The organism is Castellaniella denitrificans, from assembly GCF_027214045.1.
GTDB classification, from domain to species: domain Bacteria; phylum Pseudomonadota; class Gammaproteobacteria; order Burkholderiales; family Burkholderiaceae_B; genus Castellaniella; species Castellaniella denitrificans_A.
The window spans coordinates 1-258 of record NZ_JAPWHE010000039.1 but is presented as its reverse complement, the minus strand read 5'-3'; the positions used below and the strand labels follow the sequence as shown (position 1 = coordinate 258).

Annotated in this window: 1 protein-coding gene; it reads left to right on the top strand. The window is 59.3% G+C overall.

Annotated features, from left to right (window positions below; genetic code table 11):
• The coding region (locus O4H32_RS14945; RefSeq protein WP_269360408.1) for a Mur ligase family protein at positions 1-258 on the top strand (258 nt) is incomplete at both ends.

The window sequence follows — 258 nt, the reverse complement described above, 5'->3', positions numbered from 1 at the left end:
ACCGAGGGCAACCTCAATAACCACATTGGCGTTCCCCTGACGCTGTTCAGGTTGTCACCGGAACACCAGTTGGGCGCGATAGAACTCGGAGCCAGCGGCCTGGGGGAAATAGCCCACACCGTCAATATTGTTCGGCCGGAGGTGGTCATCCTCACCAACGCCGGGCAGGCGCATCTGGAAGGGTTTGGCGGTTATGACAACGTGGTGCGCGCAAAGGGTGAAATCATTGATGGCGCGCCAGCATCCGGTCTTGTGGTC